Origin of the sequence: Streptomyces thermocarboxydus (assembly GCF_024760485.1) — a bacterium.
GTDB lineage: Bacteria > Actinomycetota > Actinomycetes > Streptomycetales > Streptomycetaceae > Streptomyces > Streptomyces cellulosae.
In genome coordinates this window covers 6,843,933-6,869,063 of record NZ_CP058273.1, presented here as the reverse complement: position 1 = coordinate 6,869,063, position 25,131 = coordinate 6,843,933, and the positions used below count along the sequence as shown (strand labels likewise).

19 protein-coding genes and 1 pseudogene are annotated in these 25,131 nt (G+C 73.4%); 6 read left to right on the top strand and 14 right to left on the bottom strand.

Going from position 1 to position 25,131, the window contains the following annotated elements; genetic code table 11:
* Nucleotides 1-7: 7 nt before the first annotated feature.
* The 9 genes and pseudogenes from AY578_RS31410 to AY578_RS31370 all read right to left on the bottom strand — a co-directional run bounded on the left by AY578_RS31410 (nt 8) and on the right by AY578_RS31370 (nt 11,400).
* A complete protein-coding gene (locus tag AY578_RS31410; RefSeq protein ID WP_136237502.1) occupies nt 8-1,288 on the bottom strand; it encodes an ABC transporter substrate-binding protein in 1,281 nt (426 codons plus the stop codon).
* A complete protein-coding gene (locus tag AY578_RS31405; RefSeq protein ID WP_028960992.1) occupies nt 1,285-2,427 on the bottom strand; it encodes a branched-chain amino acid ABC transporter permease in 1,143 nt (380 codons plus the stop codon). Before AY578_RS31405 ends, AY578_RS31410 begins: the two co-directional genes overlap by 4 nt.
* Nucleotides 2,420-3,316 carry a branched-chain amino acid ABC transporter permease gene (locus tag AY578_RS31400; RefSeq protein ID WP_019527275.1) on the bottom strand — a complete coding sequence of 299 codons (897 nt, stop codon included), beginning with the start codon at nt 3,314-3,316 and terminating at the stop codon, nt 2,420-2,422. The genes AY578_RS31405 and AY578_RS31400 overlap by 8 nt, the downstream gene beginning before the upstream one ends.
* On the bottom strand, nt 3,313-4,149 hold the full coding sequence (locus AY578_RS31395; RefSeq protein ID WP_052183361.1) for an ABC transporter ATP-binding protein: 837 nt from the start codon (nt 4,147-4,149) through the stop codon (nt 3,313-3,315). Before AY578_RS31395 ends, AY578_RS31400 begins: the two co-directional genes overlap by 4 nt.
* The gene (locus tag AY578_RS31390; protein WP_136237503.1) at nt 4,146-4,934 is read right to left on the bottom strand and encodes an ABC transporter ATP-binding protein; all 789 of its coding nucleotides are present in this window, start codon (nt 4,932-4,934) and stop codon (nt 4,146-4,148) included. The genes AY578_RS31395 and AY578_RS31390 overlap by 4 nt, the downstream gene beginning before the upstream one ends.
* A 498-nt stretch (nt 4,935-5,432) precedes the next feature.
* The gene (locus AY578_RS31385) at nt 5,433-6,704 is read right to left on the bottom strand and encodes an RsbRD N-terminal domain-containing protein (RefSeq protein ID WP_258906624.1); all 1,272 of its coding nucleotides are present in this window, start codon (nt 6,702-6,704) and stop codon (nt 5,433-5,435) included.
* Between the two features lie 143 nt (nt 6,705-6,847).
* Nucleotides 6,848-9,645: pseudogene (locus AY578_RS34190) on the bottom strand (helix-turn-helix transcriptional regulator).
* A gap of 210 nt (nt 9,646-9,855) precedes the next feature.
* Complete coding sequence (gene bdeA / locus AY578_RS31375) at nt 9,856-10,758, bottom strand: bis(hydroxyethyl) terephthalate hydrolase (RefSeq protein WP_026244184.1); 903 nt, start codon at nt 10,756-10,758, stop codon at nt 9,856-9,858.
* Between the two features lie 429 nt (nt 10,759-11,187).
* Nucleotides 11,188-11,400 carry a hypothetical protein gene (locus AY578_RS31370; protein ID WP_019527269.1) on the bottom strand — a complete coding sequence of 71 codons (213 nt, stop codon included), beginning with the start codon at nt 11,398-11,400 and terminating at the stop codon, nt 11,188-11,190.
* A 114-nt stretch (nt 11,401-11,514) separates the two neighbouring features.
* Between AY578_RS31370 and AY578_RS31365 the strand changes: the two genes are divergently transcribed.
* Entirely contained in the window at nt 11,515-11,718 is a 204-nt protein-coding gene (locus tag AY578_RS31365; RefSeq protein WP_026244183.1) for a hypothetical protein, read from the top strand.
* Between the two features lie 70 nt (nt 11,719-11,788).
* On the opposite strand, the gene AY578_RS31360 is transcribed toward AY578_RS31365, so the two are convergent.
* From AY578_RS31360 to AY578_RS31350, 3 genes are all read right to left on the bottom strand, one after another.
* Nucleotides 11,789-13,495: a tetratricopeptide repeat protein gene (locus tag AY578_RS31360; RefSeq protein ID WP_019527267.1), complete on the bottom strand. Its 1,707-nt coding sequence runs from the start codon at nt 13,493-13,495 to the stop codon at nt 11,789-11,791.
* Between the two features lie 133 nt (nt 13,496-13,628).
* Nucleotides 13,629-14,120 (bottom strand): hypothetical protein, encoded by a 492-nt coding sequence (locus AY578_RS31355; RefSeq protein WP_028958954.1) that lies wholly within the window; start codon nt 14,118-14,120, stop codon nt 13,629-13,631.
* On the bottom strand, nt 14,117-16,510 hold the full coding sequence (locus AY578_RS31350; protein WP_136237504.1) for a molybdopterin oxidoreductase family protein: 2,394 nt from the start codon (nt 16,508-16,510) through the stop codon (nt 14,117-14,119). Before AY578_RS31350 ends, AY578_RS31355 begins: the two co-directional genes overlap by 4 nt.
* A 231-nt stretch (nt 16,511-16,741) precedes the next feature.
* Between AY578_RS31350 and AY578_RS31345 the strand changes: the two genes are divergently transcribed.
* Nucleotides 16,742-17,563, top strand: coding sequence for an SAM-dependent methyltransferase (locus tag AY578_RS31345; RefSeq protein WP_019527264.1), 822 nt, complete (start codon nt 16,742-16,744; stop codon nt 17,561-17,563).
* An 82-nt stretch (nt 17,564-17,645) separates the two neighbouring features.
* Here AY578_RS31345 and AY578_RS31340 read toward each other — a convergent pair whose 3' ends face one another.
* Together AY578_RS31340 and AY578_RS31335 are read right to left on the bottom strand one after the other, a co-directional pair.
* Complete coding sequence (locus AY578_RS31340; RefSeq protein ID WP_028958956.1) at nt 17,646-18,569, bottom strand: helix-turn-helix domain-containing protein; 924 nt, start codon at nt 18,567-18,569, stop codon at nt 17,646-17,648.
* Nucleotides 18,570-18,770: 201 nt separating this feature from the next.
* Nucleotides 18,771-19,025, bottom strand: coding sequence for a DUF397 domain-containing protein (locus tag AY578_RS31335; RefSeq protein ID WP_078504683.1), 255 nt, complete (start codon nt 19,023-19,025; stop codon nt 18,771-18,773).
* A gap of 174 nt (nt 19,026-19,199) precedes the next feature.
* Between AY578_RS31335 and AY578_RS31330 the strand changes: the two genes are divergently transcribed.
* The 4 genes from AY578_RS31330 (at nt 19,200) to AY578_RS31315 (ending at nt 25,071) form a co-directional block, all read left to right on the top strand.
* Complete coding sequence (locus AY578_RS31330; protein ID WP_258906618.1) at nt 19,200-19,745, top strand: ATP-binding protein; 546 nt, start codon at nt 19,200-19,202, stop codon at nt 19,743-19,745.
* Nucleotides 19,746-19,775: 30 nt separating this feature from the next.
* A complete protein-coding gene (locus AY578_RS31325) occupies nt 19,776-20,321 on the top strand; it encodes a hypothetical protein (protein ID WP_026244182.1) in 546 nt (181 codons plus the stop codon).
* A 606-nt stretch (nt 20,322-20,927) separates the two neighbouring features.
* Entirely contained in the window at nt 20,928-23,579 is a 2,652-nt protein-coding gene (locus AY578_RS31320; RefSeq protein ID WP_202415648.1) for a SpoIIE family protein phosphatase, read from the top strand.
* 127 nt (nt 23,580-23,706) lie between these two features.
* Nucleotides 23,707-25,071 carry an FAD-dependent oxidoreductase gene (locus AY578_RS31315; protein WP_028958959.1) on the top strand — a complete coding sequence of 455 codons (1,365 nt, stop codon included), beginning with the start codon at nt 23,707-23,709 and terminating at the stop codon, nt 25,069-25,071.
* Nucleotides 25,072-25,131 lie beyond the last annotated feature (60 nt).

Genomic DNA, 25,131 nt, shown 5'->3' with positions numbered 1-25,131 from the left:
CTGTGCCTCAGCGGGAGGACAGGTACTCCTCGACGCCGGGTGCGGCGTGCGCGTCCTCGGCGTTGACGACGCCGCCGACCGCCTTGGCGTCCGGCTTGAGCACGTAGGTCTCGACGGCGGCGGGACGGTTCACGTCGGAGAAGTTCTGCGGCGTGCCGAGCCCGGTGTCGGCGTTGGTCTGCGAGCGGTGCGCCTTGACCACGTCCTCCCTGGTCAGGCCGCCCGCCTCGCACGCCTTGGCGAGGTCGTCGCCGATGAGCCTGGCCGCGTTGTAGCCGGAGAGCACGCCGGAGTCGACGGGCGAGTCCGGGTACTTCTTCCTGTACGACGCCACCATGGTCTTCACCCCGGGCAGGTCGGAGCTGACGGCGGGCGCCGCGCTGACCACGTTGAGCATGGCCGCGAGGGCGGGCGCGGCCGGCGTCTCCATCAGCTGGGGCGCGAAGCCGGGGGCGCTGCTGACCACGGGCACCTTCAGGCCGCGCGAGGCGGCCACGCCCACCAGGGACGCCGTCTGCGCCGGTCCCGCACTGATCAGGACGGCCTTGACGCCTTGCTTGCGCAGCGCCGACACCTGTGCCGACAGGTCGGTGTCGGTGGCCTGGATCTTCTGCCCCGCCACCTTCATCCCGGCCCGTTCTGCCGCCCAGGTGGATCCCTCCAGGGCGTTGGCGCCGTAGTCACCCTCGAAGTAGACGTGGCCGATGGTGTCACCCTTCTTCAGGCCCTTGGTGCGGGTGAGGAAGTCGACGGCGGCGATCATGTCGACGTCGTAGGTGGTGCCGAGCACCTGGACGGCGTCCTTGCCGAGCAGGGAGGCGGCCCAGGCCTGCGGGAAGGTGAGCATCTTGTCCCGCTCGATGTCGTCGAGCAGGGCGGCCACCACCGGGGAGCCGATGACCTGCGGCAGCGCCACCACGTCGGGGGCGATGTCGGCGTAGGCGGTGACGGCCTTCTGCACGTCGTAGCCGTGGTCCTTGACGACGATCTCGACCTTCCGGTCGCAGATGCCGCCCTTGGCGTTGACCTCGTCGGCCCACATCTGCTGGGCCTGCACGATGCTCTTGCCGAGCGTGGCGTAGGGACCGGTCAGGTCGGTGAGGGCGCCGAGCCGGACGGTGTCGTCGTCGACGCCGGGTCCGGTGCGGACGCCGTCGGCGGAGTCGCCCTTGCCGTCGCCTTCCGCCTTGGAGCTGCATCCGGTGGCGGCGAGCAGCAGGGCCAGGGTGCCGGCGAGGACGGCCCCGGCGGCGCGGACGCGGGGGCGGCGGGTGTGTCTGGTGGTCACGGGGTGTGCTCCTTGGGTCGTGCGGCCGCGGCCGGCGGCGGGGGTGAGGGAACGGCGGTGTGCGGTGCGGTGGTCGGGGTGCGGCGGCGCCGCAGGCGGTCACGGGCCCGGCGGACCAGACCGTGCAGCCCGTCGGGGGCGTACAGCAGGACGAGGACGATGGCGGCGCCGTACAGGTAGCGGGCGGCCTCGGTGGGGCCGACGGCGCCCTCCGTGGAGCCGGGCGCGGCGACCAGCGGGAGCTGGTCGGCGTAGCGGGTCATCAGCAGCGGCAGCGCGGTGACGAAGACGGCGCCGGCGGTGGCGCCGGCGACCGAGCCGAGGCCGCCGATGACGATCATGGCGAGGTAGTCGACGGACAGCACAAGTCCGAAGTAGTCGGGCACCACCCGGCGGAAGGCGAGCGCCAGCAGCACCCCGGCGAGGCCCGCGTACATCGACGACACCACGAACGCGGCGGAGCGGTGCCGGGCCACGTCGACGCCCATCACGGCGGCGGCGGTCTCGCTGTCGCGGAGGGCGGCCAGCGCCCGGCCGGGTCGGGAGCGGAGCAGACCGCGGGCGGTGAACCAGGTGAGCGCGAACAGCGCCAGGCCCAGGAACCACAGCCGCTCCTCCGCGCCGAACGGCACACCGAGGACGTTCAGTTCGCCGTCCGCGTCGAAGGTGAACCCGCCGACGGAGAGCGGGGGCACGGAGCGGCCGTTGAAGCCGCCGGTGACCGACTCGGCGGTGAGCAGGACGTGGTGGCCGAGGAAGACCAGGGCGAGGGTGGCGATGCCCAGGTAGATGCCCTTGACCCGGCCGGCGACGGGACTGAACAGCCCGCCGGCCAGGCCCGCCATCAGCACCGCGAGGGGCACGGCGAGGGCGGTCGGCAGGCCCGGTCCCGGGTCGCCGGCCAGCCAGGTGTAGCCGTACGCGCCGACGGCGAGGAAGAAGGCGTGGCCGAGGGAGAGCTGTCCCGCGGTGCCGCTGAGCAGGGCGAGACCGATGGCGCCGATCGCGGCCGCCATGGAGAACAGGCCGATGCGCAGCCAGAACGCGTCGAGGTAGAACGGCGGCAGGCACAGCACCACGGCGACGACGAGCAGGGTGGCGCGGCGGCGGGTGAGGAGCGCGGTGATCCGGTCAGACACGGGCCGCTCCCCTCGCGCCGAACAGCCCGTTGGGCCGCACCAGGAGCACCAGCAGCATCACGGCGTACGGGGCGACCTCGCCGAACCCGTCCCCCAGCACGTGCAGTTCGGACTGGTAGCCGACGACGAGCGCCTCGGTCAGCCCGATGACGAGACTGCCCGCGAGGGCGCCCGTCGGGGAGGCGAGCCCGCCGAGGATGGCGGCGGGGAAGGCGTTGAGCGCGATCTGGCCGGTGGTGCGCTCCAGGCCCGGGGCGGGGAACGCGGCGAGGAACACGGCGGCCAGCGCGGCCAGCGCGCCCGCCAGGCACCAGGCGCCGGCCCGCACCCGGCCGAGGCGTACTCCCATCAGCGCGGCGGCCTCCATGTCCTCCGCCGCGGCCCGCAGCGACAGGCCCCAGGAGGTGAACCGGAACAGGGCGAAGACCCCGGTGATGACGACCGCCGACACGGCGATCGCGGCGAGCCGACTGTCCGCGACGGTCAACGGGCCGAGTTCGGTCACCGCGTCGCCCCACGGGTCGCCCAGCGTCAGCAGGTCGCCGCCGATACGCCGGGCCAGCTCGGTGAGCAGGACGATGTCGACGCCGATGGTGACGATGGTCTGCACATGCGCGGAGTGGGCGTCGTGACCGCCGCGTTGCAGCAGGAAGCGGTCCAGCGCCCCGGCCAGGGCGGCCGTCACGACGACCGCCAGGGCGAGCGCCCCGGCGAAGCCCAGGTCGTCGTGGAGGACGGCGATCAGGTAACCGCCGAACAGCAGCAGGGAGCCGTGGGCGAAGTTGAGCACGCCCGAGGCCTTGAAGATGACGACGAAGCCGAGGGCGACCAGCGCGTACACCGCGCCGAGGGCCAGTCCGCCCAGCAGGCTGTCCAGGAGATCCGTCATGCCGCGTCCTCCCCGGTCGCGTCGGTGCCGAGGTAGGCGCGCAGGACCTCCGGGTCCCGGCGGATCTCGTCGGGGGTGCCGTGCGCGATGGGCCGGCCGAAGTCCAGCACGGTGACCTCGTCGGCGAGACGCATCACCAGGCCCATGTCGTGCTCCACGAGGACGACGGACAGTCCGAGTTCGGCGCGCAGCTGCGCCACCACCTCGGCGGTGCGGGCGCGTTCGGCGGCGTTCATGCCGGCCACCGGTTCGTCGAGCAGCAGCACACGGGGCTCCAGGCAGAGGGCGCGGGCGAGTTCGACGCGCTTGCGGTCGCCGTAGGACAGCAGGCCGACCGGTGCGTCGAAGTAGGGGCCCAGGCCGGTGAGTTCGGCGATCTCCCGGGCGCGGGCGAGGTGTTCGCGCTGTTCCCGCCGGGCGCCCGGCAGCCGCAGGGCGCTCGCGGTGAACCCGGCGCGGGTGAGGGCGTGCCGGCCGAGCATCAGGTTGTCGGCGACGGTGCCCTGGGTGGTGACGATGTTCTGGAAGGTACGGGCCACGCCGAGCGCGGCGATGCGGTGCGGGGCGAGCCGGGTCAGCTCCGTGCCGCCGAGGGTGACCGTGCCGGCGTCGGGGCGGCACAGGCCGGACAGCACGTTGAAGCAGGTGGACTTGCCCGCGCCGTTCGGGCCGATCAGCGCGTGCACCGAGCCGGGGGCGACGGTGAAGGACACGCCGTCGAGGGCGGTGAGGCCGGCGAAGCGGACGGTGACGTCACGGACGGCCAGTTCGGGGGGCGCGGTGGTGGTGGCGTGGGTTGCGCCGGCGCGGGTCTTGGTGGTGCGGTCGTTCACGCCGCCCCCTGGTCCTGCGCCGGCTCGCCCAGGTAGAGGCGGCGTACGGCGTCGGTGCGGGCGAGTTCCCCGGCGGGGCCGGACAGGCGGGTCTCCCCCACTTCGAGTACGTGCGCGTGGCTCGCGAGGGAGAGCGCCATGCCGGCGTTCTGCTCGACGAGGAGCACGGCGGTGCCTTGTTCGTTGATCTCGCGGATCACCTCCGCGATGCGCCGCACCATCTGCGGGGCGAGGCCCAGGGAGGGCTCGTCCAGGAGCAGCAGGCGGGGCGCGGCCATCAGGGCGCGGCCGATCGCCAGCATCTGCTGCTCGCCGCCGGACAGCAGCCCTGCCGGCTGGTGGGTGCGTTCGGCGAGCCGCGGGAAGAGCGTGAAGACGCGGTCGCGGGCCTCCTGCACCTGGGCGCGTCCACGGCGGCCGAGGCCGAGGCCGCCGGAGCGGAGGTTCTCGTCGACGGACAGCCCGGCGAACACCCGCCGTCCCTCGGGCACTTGGACGACGCCGGCGCGGACCGCGGCGACCGGGTCCTTGCCGTCGAGCTCCGTGTCGCCGTAGCGGATACGGCCGGCCGTGACCGCGCCGCGGTGCAGGCGGAGCGTGCCGGAGACGGCGCGCAGCAGCGTGGTCTTGCCGGCGCCGTTCGCGCCGAGCAGGGCCACGACCGTGGCGGGCGGCACGGTCAGGGACACGGAGCGGAGGGCGGACAGGGCGCGGCCGTAGGTCACGTCGACGTTCTCGACGTGCAGGGTGTTGCCGCCGCCGGCGTCCGGTGGTGCTTCGGGCATCACGACTCCTCGGGGTCGTCGCACGGGGTTGCGACGGCTTCGGGGGAAGGGGTGCTTACGACAGCACGGGGGTGGGGAGGGGGTACAGCGGTCTGTGGGGGTGTGCTGCGGTGTACCAACGGGGGTGGGGGTGGGTTGTGCGGGTGCCCATGCGGGCGGCCGGCCTGTCGGTGCGCCCAAGGGGCGGGTCGGTTCTGTTGTGTCGCGGCTGCGGGAGCGGTGGGGGGCTGGTCGCGCAGTTCCCCGCGCCCCTTCAGGCGCGTCTGCGCGCGGGGCGGTCAGCGGATCCGCGTGTCCGGGCGCGGGGCGGCGATGGTGTGATGCGACCGCCGGCCGGTGAGGGCTGAGCGCGCAGTTCCCCGCGCCCCTTCAGGCGCGTCTGCGTGCGGGGCGGTCAGCGGATGCGCGTGTCCGGGCGCGGGGCGGCGATGGTGTGATGCGACCGCCGGCCGGTGGGGGGGTTGAGCGCGCAGTTCCCCGCGCCCCTTTGGGGCGGCCTTACGCGTGCCGTGTGGGGTTGAGGAGGTTGTGGGCTGTCAGGGCCAGGGTCGTTTCGACCAGGTCTGTGGGGCGGGAGAGGTTGCGGCCCGTCAGTTGTTCGTAGCGGCGGAGGCGGTTGAGGACCGTGTTGCGGTGGCAGTAGAGGCGGCGGGCCGCGCGCTGGGCGGAGCCGTCGCAGGCCAGCCAGGTGGCGAGGGTGTCGAGGAGGACTTCGGCGTCGGCGGGTTCCAGGACGGCCAGGGGGCCGAGGAGCCGGTCGGCCAGCGCCGCGGCGAGGTCGGGGTTCGACGCGACCAGCGCCGCCGGCAGGTGCTCGTCGAGCCGGACCGTGCCGCCCGCCTCGGGGCACAAACGCAGTGCGGTGTCCGCCAGTTGACGCGCCTCGCCCACGGCGGCCAGTCCGTCGACCACACCGCTGACGCCCACCCGGACGCCGGGCGGCTGTTCGTCCGGGACGATGGCTGACGGGTCGCCCTCGACGAGGACGATGCCGTGTTCGGCGTCCACGCCGGTGTGCCAGTGCACGCGCACATCCGGGGCGAGGGCCGCCTGGGCGCCCGTACAGCCCGGGGACCGGGTCCCCTCGACTGCGACGACGACGTACCGGCCGTGCTCGGGCAGGTCCAGTGCCTCGGCGGCCTCGGGCAGGTCGGCGATCCTGCTGGTGCCGTCCAGCAGCGCCGCGGCCAGCAGCCGCACCCTGTTCTCCCTTCGCCATGCCATCTGCCGCTCGGTCTGCCGGTAGGCGTCCGCGACGATCGTGCAGTGCTCGTCGACGAAGTCCCACACGTCGGACGCGACATGCACCAGCAGCCGTACGTCCTCCGGCGCCGCCCGGGACGTCTCGTCCACCAGGCCCTGCCACACCAGCGAGCCGCCCAGCCGGAAGCCGTGCAGCACCGCGTCCAGGGGCAGGCCCTGCTCGGCGCGGGAAGCGCCGATCTTCCAGGAGCAGCGGCGCGCCCCGTCCCGGGCGCCCCGCGGGTCCAGCAGCGAGGAGATGCTGTGCCGCAGCGAGCGGTGCACCTCCTGCCAGGTGGCGACCGCGTCGCCCTCGACGGCGGTCCGGTAGGCCGGCTCCTGCTCCTGGAGCGCCGCGACCAGCCGGTCCGTGAGCTGCGGCAGGTCGTCCAGCAGGACGCGGGCGGCCCGGTGCAGCACGCGCAGCGCGTCGGCGTCGATCAGCGACCGCACGCGTGGCGTCCGCGACCGGGGTGCGGACGCGGGTCCGGGACGCAGCAGGGTTCGTGGCCGTACGGCGTGAGGCATCGCGCATTCCCCCCAGGGTCGGGCTGTCGGGCGGTGCCCGTGCGGCGGCCCCGTACCGGCGCCCGGCAGGTACGGGGAGCCCGCGGGCCGGCCGCCGTCGGACTCGTCCTGCCCCGAAGGATGGCATACCGTCCGGTCGGTCCCTAGAGTCGTGCACCGGTCTTTTCCTCCTGCTCGACCAGACGCACCAGCTCGACCCGGGAACGGAGGCCGAGCGTGGCGAACACGTTCCGCAGGTGGTAGTCGACGGTGCGGGTGCTCACGGAGAGGCTGAGAGCCACCTCCCGGTTGGTGGCGCCCGCGGCGACGTATCGGGCGATCCGCAGCTGCTGCGGGGTCAGGCGGGCGAGGTCGCCGGCGCCGGAGGACGCGGCGGGGGCCGCGGACGGGGCGGCGCCGCCGGCGCGGAGTTCGGCGGCGGCCTGCTGCGCCCACAGCCGGGCGCCGCAGCGTTCGAAGCCGAGGCGGGCCTCCTCCAGGCGGGTACGGGCCTCACGGAGGCGGCGTCTGCGGCGCAGCCACTTGCCGTAGAGGAGTTCGGTGCGGGCGCGTTCGAAGTCGCCCGCGGTGTCGTCGTGCTCGCCGAGGGCGCGCAGGTACAGCTCGTCGGCGGTGTCCGGGCCGGCCAGGAGGGCGCGGCAGCGGAGGAGCTGGGAGGGCGCCTGCGGATCGGCGCCGCAGGCCGCCCACAGGGCGAAGTCCTCCACCACCCCCGCCGCCTGCTGGGGGCGTCCCGCGGACGCGGCGGCCTCCACGAAGCAGGGGACGGCGAGCATCCACACCGCGAAGTGGCCGCGGCGGGCGCCGGGGCGGACCAGCGGTCCGAGCCGCCCGGCCGCCTCGCGCGGGCGTTCCGGCGCCGAGGTCCGAGCGGCGACGGCCCAGTGCGCGAGGGTCGCGCGCCTGCGCCAGCCCATGGCGGAGGGCGGTGCGCAGGGCGCCTCCGGCGTGCTCGGCCACCAGGTCCGCCTCGCCCCTCCGATGGACGCGCGAGCGCGAGGACGGCGTGGTGGTGGGCGGCCGTGTTGCGCTGCCCGGCGCGCTCGGCGGCGCGGAGGCCCTCCTCGGCGTGGGTGCGGGCCAGCTGGTGGCGGCCGGCGCGGAGTTCGGCGTAGGCGAGGTATTCGAGGGCGCGGGGTTCGAGGGAGGCGGAGCCGGAGGTACGGGCGGCGGCGAGGGCGCGGGCGCCTGCGCGGCGGGCGGAGGGGACGTCGCCGAGCAGGAGTGCGGCTGCGGCTGCGCGGAGGAGGGGATCGGGGGTGGTGCCGTGGAGGCCGGTTTCCACTACGCGGCGCAGGGGGGTGGCGGCGAGGTCGAAGCGGGCGAGGAGCACGGCGCGCATGCCGTCGCGGTGATCGCGGGACGGGTCGCTTGCCGGCGGGGGGCTCGCTGGCATGGTGCCGTTCGGCAGAGGGTCCGTGGGCGGGGTGCGCGCTGCGGGGGGCGCCGTGGCGCCTGCCCTCCCCCACTCCCGGCTTCGCTCGAGTGGGGGGACCCCCATCGCCCTGCGGCACGATTGCCCGCCACGGGGTGACGCGAGGTCTCTGGGAACTCGTACGCACGCCTCTGCAAGGGGGAGCGTCGGCGGTGTGTGGGTGGGGGACAGAGCTGACAGACAGGCTGTGGGATCGCCTGCCGACCAGGCCGCGTCCGCCGCGCCCAGGGTGGCGCGGGCCGCTGCGGGCGGGGGCAGGAGTCCCGCCGCCAGGAGGAAGGACTCCCGGGCGTCCTCCACCGGGCCGTCGGCCAGGAGTACCGCTCCTCGCAGGAGTTCCGCGCCTCCGCGCACCGAGGCCGGTGCGGTACCGCCTCGTGCCCGTTCCAGCAGGCGCAGGGCGTCGGCGGCCTGGCCGGCGAGGAGTGCCTGCTCGGCGGCTGCGAGGTGGTGGCGGGCGCGTTCCGCCTCGTCCAGGGTGAGAGTGGCCGCGCGGGTCAGGGCCCTGCGGCGGAGGGTGGGCGGCGCCGAGGACGACGGGTCGGTGGCCGCCGAGGACAGGGACGCCGCCACGGTGGGGGCGGGGGCGGAGACCGCCCATGCGCGGTGGAGGAGCGGGAGGAGGTCGTCCGGGTCCGTCGCCGCCTCGGCCAGGGCGAGGTGCGCCACGCGGCGGTGTTCGGGGGGCGCGGTGGCGTACACCGCCCGGGCCATCAGCGCGCTGCGGAAGCGGAGTCGGCCCTCGCTGCGGGTCAGCAGGTCGGGCAAGGGATCGTTCGCCGCCGTGGGGCACGCGCGGACGACGAGTGCCGTGTCCACGTCCTCCTCCCCCGTCGCCCGTGCGGCGGCGGCCGTGGACAGCAGCAGGCCGCCGGGGTCGCCGGGGTCGCCGGGCAGGCGGTCACCGGCCACGTCGGCCAGCACCTCGCCGTCGACCAGCGGTCGGGGCAGAGCGCGCCGCCCGCTCAGCTGGGCCGGTGACAGACGCCGGAGCAGTGCCCGCAGCAGCGCGGGGTTGCCCTCCGCCGCCGTGATCAACTCCTCCCGTACGGCGGGGGCGACGGCGCTCTCCGCGCGCTCCCGGATCAGCAGCGCCGCGTCGCCGGAGGTGAGCGGGCCGAGACGGAGGAGGGGCAGCTCCGCCAGTTCGGCGGGCAGGGGGCGGTGGTGGGCGGCCGTCAGCAGGAGCGTCGTGCGTACGGCCGTCTCCCGTATGCGTGCGGCGGTGCGGGCGAGCGCGGCACGGGACGGAGCGTCCCAGCGGTCGGCGTCGTCCACGCAGAGGAGGAGCGGGCCCGCCGTCCGGAAGGAATTCTCCAGCTCATGTGCGCCGCCGGCGCGGACGTACCGTACCGGGCCGGGGCGGAAGAGGCGGGCGGCGTGGTCGAGGAACGTGGTGCGGCCGCAACCGGGTTCACCGGTCACGACACGGACGCCGCCGTCGGTGCGCAGCGCGTCCAGCAGCTCGGCGGTCAGCCGCTGCCGCGCGGTCGTGTGTCCGGTCATTCCAGCGACCTTACTCACGCGTAAGGTCGCGCGGAAGGTATACGTCCGTGACCGGATGAAACATGAACAGCCGTGCCACCAGCGGCTTTTGCGGCGATGACGTCCCTCTCGGACTGTGCCGTGGCCCAAGCGCGGCGGCGGGCCGCGGTGCCCGCGCACAACGGCGGTGGCGGCCCGCGCCGCGCGCGGACCGCCACCGGAGGGTGTGCGTCAGGAGGTGTGCGGGCAGTTGCCCTGTGCCTCGTCGATCGTCAGGCTCCGCTGCGGCAGCGGGCAGAGGAACTGCTCGTAGCGGGTGTCCTTGTCGATGAAGCGCTTCAGCCACGAAATGCTGTACTTCGCGATCGTCGTGTTCGACGAGTTCGGGGCGAAGTGGGTGGCGTTGTTGAGCTCGATGTACGTCCGGTCCAGGGAGGACGGCAGGGTGTTGTAGAAGGGCTTGGCGTGGGTCGCCACCGGGGCGATGGTGTCGGCGTCGGCGCCGAAGATCAGGGTGGGGGTCCGCAGCTCGGGCCAGGTCTTGTCGAGGTTCCAGGGCGTCATAGGGATGGCGGCCTTGAGGGACGGCCGGGTCTTGGCGGCCTCGAGGGAGCCGCCGCCGCCCATGGAGTGGCCCATGACGCCCAGCCGGCTGGTGTCGATGCGGCTGCGGACCGAGCTGCGCTGGGTGAGGTAGTCCAGCGCGGCCAGCAGCTGGTCGCCGCGGGAGCCGGGCTGGTCGAGGGTGGTGAGGGTGTCGATGGTGAACACCACGAAGCCCTGGGATGCCAGGCGCGGGCCCAGCCAGGAGATGGAGGACTCCAGGGCGGTGTAACCGGGCGAGATGGCGATCGCGCCGAAGGTGCCGTCGGCGGTGGTGGTCGGGTAGTAGATCGTGCCGCCGCCGAAGCCGGTCGCGGAGAGCCGGGAGACGGAGGTCTGCGAGACGGCGTACGGGCCGCGCAGGGCCTCGATGCTGGACTCGGTGGGGGCCGGGCCGCGCTCGTAGGGGTTGTCGGCGGCGTGGGCGCCGGGGCCGGTGAGGGTGCTGAGGCCGACGACGGCGGCGAGCGCCGCGGTGAGGGCGGCCATGCGGCCGGTCCTGCGGCTGGTGGTGTGGGGGTGCTGCTGCACGACGAGTGGTCCTCTCTGTCACGGGGTCGCCCTGGCGGCCGGTGCACGGGGTCACTGCGTGGGCCGGGGAGCCGTGCGGGTGCCGGGGCGGTGCCTTTGACTGGCGGTGCCACTGTCGGTGGGGGGAGGACTGGTGGGGATCGGTGAAATCACCGGTCTTGTGAGAGGGGTTCACCGCGGGCCGGTGGGGGCCGGGCGCGCAGTTCCCCGCGCCCCTGAGGTGGTGGCGTCCCCGTGACCCGGGGGCATCCGCGAGCTTGAGCTCGGTACGCACCCGCGGGCCGGCAGGGGCCTGTCGCGCAGTTCCCCGCGCTCCCGGGGCGCGCTGCATGGAGGTGCCCGGGCGGGGTACCCGAGCAGGCACGGTTACCGCCGGAGTCGGCGCCGACGGTGGCTTCGGCGGCGCTCCGGGTTCGGGGCGCCGCCGTTCTATGCGGCGTCGTAGACGTGGGCGCGGCCGCCGACCCACTTCACCCAGGCGGGGTCGTCCAGGAGCCGTTCGCCCTCCGGGAGGCCCACGCGGCGCAGGAACTCCACGACGTCCCGGTCGGAGCAGGCGAGGCCGACGATCTCTCCGCGCACGGTGACGCGCCGGCCGCCCGAGCCGAGCGGCGGGTGTACCACGATCGGAGGCTTCCTCATTCCTCAAGGATCCGTCCGTGCCGTCGCGTATGCATGCCGGGACCGCGTGTCACCCGACTGGCCCGCCGGACGAGCCGGACGGACGCCCGCCGTGCTGGTATGGAAGCGGCCTCCATGCCTACCCGGAGGGAGCTGGGAATGCACGAGATGTGGTGCGGTGCAGACACTTCGGGGGAGCCGGTCTGGCACGTTCTCACCCCGGACAAGACCTCGACGCTGTGCGGGGTGGAGAAGGAGGAGGAATCGCCTCGACGCGACACGACGGACCGGCACTGCTTCACCTGCATGAAGTCGTTCCAGGCCGTCGTAGCCCGCTGAGCGCCACGGCCGCCCCCGCCGGCGGGCCCGGACCCCGTCCGGGCCCGCCGCCTTTTCCGAAGAGGCCGCCTCAATGGCAGGCGTGCTCCCCCACCCCATGACCGTGCTCCCCAGGCTCCGGGTGGTCGCGCGTGTCGAGGCGGCAGAAGCAGGACGCGTGAACCGGTACGTCCGCCAGCGCCGCCGCCTGCCGCAGCTGCCGGGCGACGATCGCGGCCTCGCCGGTCTTGCCGGTGCGCAGCAGACACTCGTGGAAGCCGTGCAGCGCCCAGACGTTGTTCGGGTGCTGGAGCGGCCGGGGCAGGGTGTCGTCCAGGCCCAGGTCGGCCCGGTAGACGGCCTCCGCCTCGGCGACCCGGCCCTGTTCGAGGAGCAGCGCGCCGAGCGCGTGCCGGGTGGGCTGCATCCAGCCCCACGGCTCGTCGTACGGCAGGGTGTCGTCCCGTTCGACGGCCAGCTCCAGCGCGGCGAAGGCGGTGTCGAAGTCGCCCTTGCGGTAGGCGAGTTCGCCGTCGAGCATCGCGGAGGCGATGTCGAGGACGTCGTGGCAGGTGTTGTTGAACAGCATCCTGCTGTCGGGCACCCGGTCCACGGCTGCGCGGAACTTCTCCCGCTCGGCGTCGGCGCCGTCCGTGTCGCCCTTCACGCCGAGGGCGATGCCCCGGGCGTAGTGCAGCATCGCGGTCGTGACGCAGTACAGCTCGGGATCGTCGGGGAGCGGCAGCGCGAGGATGTCGTCCCAGCGGCCGAAGCGGATCAGCACGTGGAAGCGCATCGCCAGGAACGCCTCCAGCCAGTCCGCCATGGGCGGGCTCTCCACCCTCAGCAGCTTCTCGGGCACGGCGGCCTCGAGCCGGGCGGCGGCGTCCAGGGCCACCCGGGACTGTCCGGCGAACATCGCGCCGTAGATCCGGAAGTGGTGGTTGTGGCAGCGGTAGAGCGTGTAGAAGTTCATCGCGCCGGCCCGCTGGAGGTACTTCTCGTCGGCGGCGACGGCGGCGGTGTTGTCCGAGACGACGCGGCGGTAGTCGCCGCACAGCACCTCGAGGTGCGAGGGCATGTGGAGCAGGTGCCCGGCGTCGGGCGCGGCGTCGCGCAGCCGGTCGGCGACGGTCAGGGCGGCCTCCGGGGTCGGGGACATCTCCATCAAGTGGATGTAGAGGTGCACGATGGCGGGGTGCGTGGCTCCGGCCTCGGTGGCGAGGGCGCCGTCGAGCACCTCCCTGGCCTCCACGGTGCGGGCGCCGTCGGCGGGGCGTCCGGTCCTCAGGTCCCACAGCTGCCACGGGGTGAGGTTCATCAGCGCGTCGGCGCAGAGCGCGGCCACGTCGGGGTCGCCGGGCGCGCTCTCGTACACGGCGAGCATGCGGTCCGCGTACGGTTCGTTCCAGACGGAGCAGTCGCCGGCGGGGCGGTCCTGCGGGTAGCGGGCGCGCAGGGCCTCGACGAGGGCGCGCTCGACGGGGGTGGCGCGGGCCTCGGCCGCCCGGTGGGCGCGTTCGACGGCCGCGTGGGTGCGCTCGACGGTGCGGTGGAGGTCCTCGGTGTCGAAGGCCTCCCAGGGTTTGTTGTAGTTCGGGCCGAGGGCGTAGGCGATGCCCCAGTGGGCCATCGCACAGCCCGGGTCGGCGTCGGCGGCCTTCTGGAAACAGGCGACCGCCTCCTCGTGGTTGAAGGCGTAGGTCCACATCAGCCCGCGGTCGAACCAGAGTTGGGCCTCGGGGGAGGTCGTCGACACGGGCCGTCGGTAGGAGCCGAGGTCGTAGTAACCGTCCATGGTGCCCGCCTCCCGGGGGTCCGGCCGGGCCGGCCGCCGCCCGTCGGCGGCCGACGTCCCGTGGGGACGAAACCGACGATAGCGGGGCCGGAACGGTCACGCAGTCGCGCCGCGGAAACCCTCCCGGGGCACGTCAGACGCTCACCAGGAGCTGCGGCGACAGCACCTTGATCATCGTGTTGGTCCAGCGCATCTGCCGCAGGGTCTGCGGGTGGCAGTCGGTCGCGAGGTGGAGCAGGGCTCGGTCGCGGGTGGCCTGCGCGGTCTGGGCGAGCATCTCCCAGTGGAGGCTGTTGCGGGCGGCGGCCAGGTGCAGGTCGCGCAGGTCGTCCAGGAGGAGCAGCCCGGTCTCCTGGCGCCGTCCGAGGGCCTGCGCGGCCTTCTCGCGCAGGGCGGTGAGCGCGCCGGGCGCGGTGTGGTCGCGGGGGCCGGACAGCTCGACGCCGTGGTCGGGGCCGAGGGCGGCCAGCCGGGCCGCGTGCTCGCGGGACCAGCGGGCGACGTCGGTGGCGACGTGGTGCACCTCGTGCTCGGTGCGGTGCCGCTCGGCGACGGCGAGGAGGTCCGTCTCCAGGTCGCGCTCGCCGTCGTGGAGGGCGCGCAGGGTGATGCCGATGCCGTTCATGCCGTCTTCCCCGTCCTCGCGTCGTCCGTGGCCCGCTGCTCGTGCGTCCCGCGCCGGGCGACCAGGGTGACGCGGGCCGCCGCGGTCTTGAACAGGGGCTGCTTGGACAGCGGGTCCCAGTCGGTGATCGTGGTCTCGTTGGCGGCGCGGCCGGGGAGGCCGTCGGGCGGCCGGTGCCCCGCGGGGGTGTCCCAGTAGCCGTAGTGGAACGGCACGAACACCACGCCGTCGCGGATCGCCACGGTCCGCAGCCGGGCTCGCAGCGCCCCGCGTGGGGTGGTCACCTGGACCAGGTCGCCGTCGGCCAGGCCCTGCGCGGCGGCCTCCGCCGGGGAGATCTCCGCCCAGACGTCCGGCGCGGCGGCGTTCAGCTCGGGGGCGCGGCCGGTCTTGGTGCGGGTGTGGAAGTGGTGGACGGTCCGCCCGGTGATCAGCTGGAGCGGGTACTCCGCGGAGGCGTCCTCGTGGGGCGGGAGGTACTCGGCGGCCTTGATCACGGCCTTGCCGTCCGGGTTGAGGGAGCGGTACTCGACGGGGGTGACGGGGGATCCGGTGACCATGTCCTTGCCGTAGCTCTCGCACCGGTCGGGGTGGGCGTGGTCGAAGCCGTCGGTGTAGAGACGGGCGGTGCCGTCGGGGGCGTCCTCGGTGCACGGCCACTGGATGCCGCCGCCGCGCAGCTTGTCGTAGCTGAGGCCGGTGTAGTCGCAGGGGCGGCCTGCGCTGCACCGCTGCCAGGCGGCGAAGGCGCCCTGCGGGTCGGACCAGGGGATCAGGGGGCCGCCGTCCTTGTCGCGGAAGTCCATGCGGGCCGCGAAGTCGAGGAAGATGTCGAGATCGGCGCGGGCCTCGCCGGGCGGGTCCACGGCCTTCTCGGAGAGGTGGACGGTGCGGTCGGCGTTGGTGAAGGCGCCGGTCTTCTCGCCCCAGGTCGCGGCGGGCAGCACGACGTCGGCGAGCTGCGCGGTCTCGGTGAGGAACAGGTCCTGCACCACCACGAACAGGCGTTCCTGCGCGAGGATCGAACGGATCCGGCCGAGTTCGGGCAGGGACACGGCCGGGTTGGTGCCGGAGATCCACAGCATGCGCAGCGAGCCCTGCTCGGCGTAGCGGAACATCTGCATCGCGTGGGTGGGCGGGCCGTAGTGCGGGATGCCGTCCGGTTCGACGTTCCAGATCTCGGCCAGTTCGGCGACGTGCCGGTCGTTCTGCCAGTTGCGGAAGCCGGGGAGGTCGCCGTCGGCGCCGCACTCGCGGGTGTTCTGGGCGGTGGGCTGGCCGTTCATCTGCATCAGTCCGCAGCCGGGGCGGCCGAGCATGCCGCGGATCAGGTGCAGGTTGTTGACCTGCACGGCGGCGGCGGACGCCTGGTGGGACTGGTAGACGCCCTGGAGGACGGTCGAGGTGAGCCGCCGCGCGTCGCCGAGGAGGTCGGCCGCGCGTTCGATCTCGGCGGCGGGCACGTCGCAGATCTCCGCGGCCCAGCGCGGGGTGCAGTGCTCGACGCCGGCGGCGAGTTCGTCGTAGCCGACGGTGTGCGCGTCGAGGTAGGCGCGGTCGGTGCGGCCGGTGCGGATGATCTCGTGGAGCAGGGCGTTGAGCAGGGCGACGTTGGTGCCGGGGCGCGGCGCCAGGTGGATGTCGGCGCGGCGGGCGACGGGGGTGTACCGGGGGTCGACGCACAGCAGCCGGGGCGGGTCGGAGCCCTCCAGCCGGTCCAGGACGCGCGTCCACAGCACCGTCTGCGTCTCGGCCATGTTGTGCCCGAACAGGGCGATGGTGTCGGCGTGGTCGATGTCCTCGTAGGAGCCGGGCTGGCCGTCGGAGCCGAAGCTCTCCTTGAGGGCCTCGGCGGCGGTGGCCGTGCACAGCCGGGTGTTGCCGTCGAGGTGGTTGGTGCGGACGCCGGCGTGGGCGAGGACGGAGAGGGTGTAGTACTCCTCCAGGAACAGCTGTCCGCTGGTGTAGAAGCCGACGGAGCCGGGGCCTCGGTCGTCGAGCAGGGCCCGGGTGCGGGAGACGACGCGGTCCATGGCGGTGTCCCAGTCGGTCTCGACCAGGCGGCCGTTCTCGCGGACGAGGGGGCGGGTGAGTCGGTCCCGGGAGTGGTTGGCCTGCCAGCCGTAGAGGTCCTTGGGACCGAGCCGGCCGCGGTTGACCCGGTCGCCCGCGCGGCCGCGGACGCCGACGATGCGTCCTGCGCGCACGGCGATGTCCATCGCGTCGCCGTTGGAGTGCAGGATCGACGCGGACGGCACCCACCGCTCGACGTCCTCCTCCGTGACCCCGTCCGCGAGGTGCAGGTCGGTGCGCACCGGCCAGGGCTCGCCGGGTGCGTAAGGGGTGCGTGCACCCCAGGGGTTGGCGATCCGGTCCGGCGTACGGTCCACGGTGGTCCGACCTCCTCGGTACGGCAATGCGCGGGGCGGGTACCCACACCTTCCGGGGCCAGACCATCACGCATCACACACATCACGCCACTCAGCGTGACGACCTGACATTCCTTCACCATTCCTTCGGGGTCATGTTCGCCGACGGGCTGGCAAGGGCCGTACGGCCCTCCCTAGGATGTATTTCCTGTCCAGCCAGTCCAGTTGGCGCGGCACTCCGCAGGGGGAACGATGCACACCGGTAAGCAGCTGTCCACCGAGATCGACGCGACCGTGCCGACGGCCGCGCGTATGTACGACTACTACCTCGGCGGCAAGGACAACTACGCTGCGGACCGCACCGCGGTCGAGGAGCTCGACAAGGTCGTGCCGAGCACCCGCCGGCTGGCGCTGAACAACCGCCGTTTCCTGCAGCGCGTGGTCCGCACGCTCACCCAGGAGTACGGCATCCGCCAGTACCTGGACCACGGCTCCGGCCTGCCCACGCAGGACAACGTGCACCAGGTGGCACAGCGCATCGACCCCACCACCCATGTCGTGTACGTCGACAACGACCCGATGGTGCTGGTGCACGGCCGGGCCCTGCTGGAGCAGGACGAGCGCACGGTGGTCATCCAGGCCGACATGCGCGACACCGACGGGATATTCGGCCACGCCGAGACGCAGCGGCTGATCAACTTCGACGAGCCGGTGTGCGTGCTGTTCAACTCGGTCTTCCACTGCATCCCGGACAGTGACACCGACGGTCCGCTGGCGGTCGCCAACCGGGTGCGGGAGCGGCTCGCGCCGGGCAGCTTCATGGTGATGTGCCAGTTGGTCAGCGAGGACGAGAAGGTCCGCAAGTTCGTCACCGACTTCATGGACCAGGCGACCCAGGGGCACTGGGGCCGGGTCCGCCAGGAGAAGGACGTCGAGGCGCTCTTCGAGGGGCTGGAGATCCTGGAGCCGGGCCTGGTGGAGGTCTCCACCTGGCGTCCGGACACCGAGGTGGCGCCCCGTCAGCTCACCCAGGAGTGGATCGAGTTCGGCGGCGTGGGCCGGCTGCCCTCGTAACCCTCACGACAGCGCGACGCCCCTCCCCGGATCTCGTGGCGGGGAGGTGCGTCGGTTCTGACGGGGAGCGAGTGATCCTGGATCAGGAGGACAGCGCGTAGCGCTCGTCGATCGTGCGGCGCAGCATCTCGACGGACTCGCGGGGCGTGAGCGCCTCGTCGGCGAGACGGTCGAGCACGATCCGGTACTCCTCGGTCTCGTCGCGGTCCTCGAGGAAGTTGGCGCTTTTGATGTGCTCCAGGTAGACCACATCGGGCAGGTCGAGTCCGCCGAAGCGCAGATAGGTCACCGGGATGGCGGGCGCCGAGGCGTTGGTGACGTTCAGCGGGACGATCTGCAGGGTGACGTTGGGCCGCTCGGCCATCTTCGCGAGATGGTCGAGCTGGTCGCGCATCACGGTGCGGTCGCCGAGGACGCGCAGCAGGACCGACTCGTCGATGACCGCCCACAGCTGCGGGGCGTCCTCGCGGAGCAGCAGCTGGGCGCGGCGCATGCGCAGCTCGACGCGGCGCTGCACCTCACTCGCCGGGGCGTTGGGAAGTCCGCGTTCGACGACCGCGCGGGTGTAGTCGGCGGTCTGCAGCAGTCCGGGGACGTACTGGATCTCGAACGTACGGATCGTGGCGGCGGCCTCCTGGAGTCCGACCAGGCGGTCGAACCACTCGGGCATCAGCCGCTTGTCGTACCGCTGCCACCAGCCCGGCTCGCCGGCCCGCTGGAGCAGCTTGAGGAGGACGGAGGCCTCGTAGCCGTCGGTGCCGTAGAGGTCGAGCAGCTTCCGCACATCCGCCTCGGTCGGCGGGCGGCGGCCCTTGCCGGACTCGATGCGGGACAGCTTGGCCCCGCTGAAGCCGACGGAGCGGGCCGCCTGGTCCTGGGACAGTCCGCAATCCTCACGGAAACCGGCCAGCTGCACGCCCACCAGCATCTTGAGCAAGGTCGGCGCGGGCTCGGGCCTGTCCAGGTAGGGTTCCAGACGGGAGATACGATGCGACGCGGCGGACATCCTGACTCCCAGCAGACCGGCACAAGGGCGATTCACACTATCGCATCTGACCCTGCCTCACCGCATCCGGATGTGAAATGCCGATCGAAGTGGGGCAGTTGGAATCCGCTTCACCGGCGCCGGCGCACCCGGCAAGGGTCCGGCGCCGGCCGCACGGCGGTCAGCGGGCGCGATGGCCCCTCGCTCGGACGGGACGACCCGTCATGAGGACGAGGTACCGCGTCGTCCGACCAGGTGGTCGAACTCGCCGTCCTTGGCGCCCGCCAGGAAGGCGGCCAGCTCGGCGGCGGTGTACACGAGGGCCGGGCCGTCGGGGTCGCGGGAGTTGCGCATCGCGACGTCACCGCCGGACAGCGGTGCGACCTCGACACAGTTGCCTTCGGCGTTGCTGTGCCGGCTCTTGATCCAGCGGGCGTCCAACTGGGAGGCCCGCACTCCGTTCCGCACTCCAGGCACCGCTGTCTCCTTGCTGCCGATCTCGTCCCGCCCCGCACGGCCGGCGCCGCACTTGGCGAAAATTCTCGCGCAATTTCCCGTGCAATTGCACGGGAGCGCTGACAGCGTGGATAATAGCCGTGGCGTCAACCCCCGTGGGAGCGCCCCGTCCTGACGTCGCATCGAGGAGATGCCGTGTCATCACCTGCGCACTTGACGCTCCGGCCGACGGCCTCGGCCGTCTTACCGGCAGGCGGCGCCGGGTCGTTCGGCCCGCTGCCCGCGGTGCCGCACGAGGACGGGTCCCCACTGCAGACGGTGCCCGCCGCCGCCCCCCACACGGCGGTGAGCATCGCCTGCAGCAGGGAGGGCCTCGCGCGGGTGCGGTCCTTCACCCGCGACACCCTCGGGGACTGGTCGCTGCAGCAGTGCAGCGACGACGCCGCCTTGGTCATGACCGAGCTGGCCGCCAACGCCGTCACGCACGCGGCGGCACGCTGCCCGGGTGAGCCGGACGTACGGCTGGGGTTCCGGCTGGAGCCGGCGCACCTGCTGCTCACGGTCACCGACCCCGACGACCGCCCGCCCGTGCGCCGGCCTCCCGGCGGAGACGCCGACCTGGAGGAGCACGGCCGGGGGCTCCGCATCGTCGACGCCCTGTCCGAGGCGTGGGGCTGGTTCCCCGCCGTCCCGGCAGGCAAGACGGTGTGGGCCCGGTTGTCCACCCGCCCGCCCACCTGACCCGACTGCCCGCGGAAAGGCACCCACGCCATGCGCAGCGCTTCTACGGAACAGCCGAGCAGCGAGCGCCCAGTGCGCCACACGTCCCCCACCGGAGTGGCACGGTCCACGCCCCTCGCGGCCCTGTCCCAGGTGCCGTGGGCCGACATGCAGGACTCCACCGGATCGGCGGCCGCCATCCCCCTGCTGCTGAACGGCATCGCCTGGGGCGACGCCGACACCGCCCGGGCCGCCCTCGAGGATCTGCGGAAACGGATCTGCCAGTACGGCTTCGTCACGGAGCAGGCGACCGCCGCCACGGTCCCCTTCCTCTGGGAGCTGGCGCAGCTGCCCCACGTCACCGTGCGGGCGGGGATCATCCAGCTGCTCAAGGCCATCGCCGACGCCCGGCAGTGGGAGAGCACGGCCGCGGCGTACCCGAAGCTCCTGAACCGCCGGGAGAACCCGGTGGTGTGGGAGCGGGCGGCCCGGCAGGCGGTGCGGGCGCGGCGCGGGGAGCTGAACCGGCTCCTGTCCGAGCCGGACACGGAGGTCGCGCGCGCCAGCACGGAGCTGGCGCGGGCGCTGGCCGACTGAACACAGAGTTCTCCGGACTCCGGACTCCGGGCCCCCGGTGACGGGCGTGCCCGGACAAGATGACGCGCGACTGCTCGGGGGACGAGTCGCGCGTCGGGGGGAGGGTCGCGCGCGGCCGGGGGGAAAGGCCGCGCGCGACCCGCACACGTGCACTCTTTCGATCCCACGGTCCGCCCCACCTCCCCAGGGGCGCGGGGAACCGCGCGACCAGCCGGTACGGCGCCGCACCCGTCCCCGGACCTTTCGCGCCTCGCGCGTGGCACGCCTCCCCAGGGGCGCGGGGAACTGCGCGAACAACCCCCGCGGCGCCGCACCGGCACTTACCGCGCCCGCCCGGACCACTGCCACCTGCGGTGGTATGGCGGCTGCGGCGCCACAGGGGCCGGGCGCGCGGTTCCCCGCGCCCCCTGGGGTGGGCGGGAGGAACCGCAGGTTCACTGAGGTGCCGCCCCTCGGCCTACCCTCGCCTCGATTCGCCCGGCAGTGTAGACATGGCACATGGTCCGACTCATGGGTCGATCCCGGACCCGGTCGCCCCAGCGGTCCGGCGCGGCGGCTTCCGTGCGGCGTCGGCGGCAGGAGAGCGGTCGCTCCGGGTGGCATCCGATGGCGGGGCTGCGGTCGGTGCTGAGCGGGCGCAGCGTCGCCGGACAGGTGTTCGTGCTGCTCCTGGTGATGGTGCTGCTGCTGGTCGTCGCGGCCGTCGTGGCGCTGGTGCTGCAGGCGCAGCGGGACAACTCCGAGGAGGCCCGCAACCGCTCCCTCGCCGTCGCCGAGGCCTTCGCCAACGCCCCCGGCACGATCGAGGCGCTGGACTCCCCCGACCCCACGGCCGTTCTCCAGCCGCGCGCCGAGGCCGCCCGCAAGCGGTCGCACGTCGACTTCGTCGTGGTGATGAACACCGACGGCATCCGGTACACGCACCCCCGCCCCGACCGCATCGGCAAGCACTTCGTCGGCACCATCGAGCCCGCGCTGAACGGCGAGCCGGTCGTGGAGGAGATCGAGGGGACCATCGGCCGGCTGGTGCAGGCCGTGGTGCCGGTGGAGAACCCGGACGGCGAGGTCGTCGGCCTGGTCTCGGCCGGCATCACGCTGGAGAACGTCGGCGGGGCGACCGAGGCGCAGCTCCCGCTGGTGCTGGGCGCGGCGCTCGCCGCGCTGGCCCTGGCGACCGGCGGGGCGGCCCTGATCAGCAGACGCCTGCTGCACCAGACCCACGGCCTGGGTCCGCACGAGATGACCCGGATGTACGAACACCACGACGCCGTGCTGCACGCGGTGCGCGAGGGCGTGATGATCCTCGACGGCGACGGCACCCTGCTGCTCGCGAACGACGAGGCGCGCCGTCTGTTCAGCCTCCCCGAGGACGCCGAGGGCCGGCACGTACGGAATCTGGGTCTGGATCCGGCCACGACGGAGCTGCTGTCGTCGGGCCGCACGGCCACGGACGAGGTGCTTCCGGTGGGCGACCGGCTGCTCGCCGTCAACCAGCGGCCCACCGACCCGGCGGGAAGGCACCGGGGCAGCGTCACCACCGTCCGCGACACCACGGAGCTGCGGGCGCTGTCCGGCCGGGCGGAGGAGTCCCGCGAGCGGCTGAACATGCTGTACGACGCGGGCGTGGGCATCGGGACGAGTCTGGACGTGGCGCGGACCGCGCAGGAGCTGTCGGACCTGGCCGTGCCCCGGTTCGCGGACTTCGCCACCGTGGACCTGTTCGAGTCGGTGCTGGCGGGCGGGCACCCCGACGCGGCCGCCGCGCTGCGCCGCACGGCCCGGACCGGCATCGCGGAGGACGCCCCGCTCTACCCGAGGGACCAGCAGATCCACTTCGTCGAGTCGTCCCCGCAGGGCCGGAGCCTGGCCACCGGGCGCGCGGTCCTGGAGCCGCGGCTCGACGAGGCGCCGGGCTGGCAGGCGCAGGACAAGGAGCGCTCCGCGCAGGTCGTCGAGTACGGCATCCACTCGCTGATCACGGTGCCGCTGCGGGCCGGCTCGCTGGTCCTGGGCGTGGTCAGCTTCTGGCGGTCGCGCAAGCCGGAGCCGTTCGACGAGGAGGAGCTGGCGCTGGCGGAGGAGCTGGTGGCGCGGGCCGCGGTGTCCATCGACAACGCCCGCCGCTACACGCGCGAGCACAGCATGGCGGTGACGCTGCAGCGCAGCCTGCTGCCGCGCACGCTGCCGGAGCAGAACGCGCTGGAGATCGCGTACCGCTATCTGCCGGCGCAGGCCGGGGTGGGCGGCGACTGGTTCGACGTGCTGCCGCTGTCGGGGGCCCGGGTGGCGCTGGTGGTCGGGGACGTCGTCGGGCACGGTCTGCACGCGGCGGCGACGATGGGCCGGCTGCGCACGGCGGTGCACAACTTCTCCGCGCTGGACCTGCCGCCGGGCGAGCTGCTCGCGCTGCTGGACGAGCTGGTGGGCCGGATCGACCAGGACGAGGCGCAGGACGAGCACGTCGCCCCGGTCATCGGGGCGACGTGCCTGTACGCGGTGTACGACCCGGTGTCGCGGCGCTGTGCGGTGGCGCGCGCGGGCCATCCGCCGCCGGCGCTGGTCCGCCCGGACGGGCATGTGGAGTTCCCGGACGTGCCGGCCGGTCCCCCGCTGGGCCTGGGCGGGCTGCCGTTCGAGTCGGCGGAGCTGGAGCTGCCGGAGGGCAGCAGGCTGGTGCTGTACACCGACGGGCTGGTCGAGGACCGTGAGCACGACATCGACGTCGGCCTGGAGCGGCTGCGGGAGGCACTGGCGGGCGCCGGCCCGTCCCCGGAGGAGACCTGCAGGGCCGTGCTGGACTCGCAGCGCCCGGGGAAGGCGGCGGACGACATCGCGCTGATCGTGGCGCGGGCCCGGGCGCTGCCCGCCGACCGGATCGCCGAGTGGCCGGTGCCGGCGGACCCGGCGGCGGTGGGCGAGCTGCGGGCCGCGGTGACGCGGAAGCTCGCCGAGTGGGGCCTGGAGGAGCTGACGTTCGGCACGGAGCTGATCCTCAGTGAGCTGGTGACGAACGCGATGCGGCACGGCGGCGCCCCCATCCAGGTGCGGATGCTGTACGAGCGCCATCTGATCTGCGAGGTGTACGACGCCAGCAGCACCGCCCCGCATCTGCGGTACGCGACCATGACGGACGAGGGCGGGCGCGGACTGTTCCTGGTGGCGCAGCTCGCCGAGCGCTGGGGCACCCGCTATCTGCCCGCGGGCAAGGTGATCTGGGCGGAGCAGAACCTGCCGGAGAGCCCGGGCGCCTTGTCATAAGATCACCTCGGGACATGGCATAAGGTCGGCTTATGGGCTCATAGGCCGGACCCGCGTACCAGGTAAGGCAAGCCTGAGTTTAGGCTTCCCCACGAGACGCTTGTCATCGCTCGAAGGGAACCTGACCATGCCCCGCCCCCTGCGGGTAGCCATCGTCGGATCCGGCCCCGCCGGGATCTACGCCGCCGACGCCCTGCTCAAGTCCGACGTGGCCGCCGACCCCGGTGTGTCCATCGACATCTTCGAGCGCATGCCGGCGCCGTTCGGACTGATCCGTTACGGCGTCGCCCCCGACCACCCGCGGATCAAGGGCATCATCACCGCCCTCCACCAGGTGCTCGACAAGCCGCAGATCCGGCTGTTCGGCAACGTGGACTACGGCACCGACGTGCACCTCGACGACCTCCGCGCCTTCTACGACGGTGTGATCTTCGCCACCGGCGCCACGGCCGACCGCGCGCTGCCGATCCCGGGCATCGACCTGGACGGCTCCTACGGCGCCGCGGACTTCGTGTCCTGGTACGACGGCCACCCGGACGTGCCCCGCACCTGGCCGCTGGAGGCCGAGAAGGTCGCCGTCCTCGGCGTCGGCAACGTCGCCCTGGACGTGGCGCGCATCCTCGCCAAGACGGCCGACGAGCTGCTGCCCACGGAGATCCCGCCGAACGTCTACGAGGGCCTGAAGGCCAACAAGGCGATGGAGATCCACGTCTTCGGCCGCCGCGGCCCGGCGCAGGCGAAGTTCAGCCCGATGGAACTGCGCGAGCTGGACCACTCCCCCAGCATCGAGGTCATCGTCGACCCCGAGGACATCGACTACGACGACGGCTCGATCGCCACCCGGCGCGGCAACAAGCAGGCCGACATGGTCGCCAAGACCCTGGAGAACTGGGCGATCCGCGACGTCGGCGACCGTCCGCACAAGCTGTTCCTGCACTTCTTCGAGTCGCCCACCGAGATCCTCGGCGAGGACGGCAAGGTCGTGGGCCTGCGCACCGAGCGCACCGCCCTCGACGGCACGGGCAACGTCAAGGGCACCGGCGAGTTCAAGGACTGGGACGTCACCGCGGTGTACCGCGCGGTCGGCTACCTCTCCGACAAGCTGCCCAAGCTGCCCTGGGACATCGACTCGGGCACCGTCCCGGACGAGGGCGGCCGCGTGATCCAGGAGACCGGCGAGCACCTGTCGTCGACGTACGTCACCGGCTGGATCCGGCGTGGTCCGGTGGGCCTGATCGGGCACACCAAGGGCGACGCCAACGAGACCGTGTCGAACCTGCTGGACGACTACGCCAACGGGCGCCTCGGCACGCCCGCGTCGCCGGCCCCCGAGGCCGTGGACGCGTTCCTCGCCGAGCGCGGTGTCCGCTACACCACCTGGGACGGCTGGTACCGCCTGGACGCGGCGGAGAAGGCGTTGGGCGAGCCGCAGGGCCGTGAGCGCGTGAAGATCGTCGAGCGCGAGGACATGCTCCGCGAGAGCGGCGCCTGACGTCGCCCGGGCCCCGACGGGGGTCCGTCCGCCGGGCGTCCGGCCGGTTCCGTGCCGGCC